Annotated in this window: 1 rRNA gene; it reads right to left on the reverse strand. The window is 37.3% G+C overall.

Features of this window, described 5'->3' with window-relative positions:
• Window positions 1-109 (reverse strand): 5S ribosomal RNA (gene rrf / locus ACTNBA_RS19125); the annotation flags it as partial.
• Window positions 110-330: the final 221 nt, after the last annotated feature.

The raw sequence follows: 330 nt of genomic DNA on the forward strand, positions 1-330 counted from the left end.
CAACCTACCCTCCCACACAGCTTCCCGTGCAGTACTATCGGCCTCTTGATGCTTAACCTTCGTGTTCGGTATGGGAACGGGTGTATCCATCAAAAGCATAATTACCAGATTAAATTTTCTATAAGCTTCGAATTTCTTCGTCAATTTCCTTCCTTGCGGTGCTCATTTATGTTTTATAAACTCTGCTCCTCACTCAGTCATTTCCTTGAACTTCTTGCTTCTATCAAATTTATAGAATTTGAAAACATTGGTTAAATGTTCTCTCAAAATTACACAGTGAAATTTATTTCGTCTTTATTTAGATCAAGCCCTCGACTTATTAGTATGAGT

It is taken from the genome of Clostridium sulfidigenes (genome assembly GCF_052067195.1).
Classification (GTDB): domain Bacteria; phylum Bacillota; class Clostridia; order Clostridiales; family Clostridiaceae; genus Clostridium_J; species Clostridium_J sulfidigenes.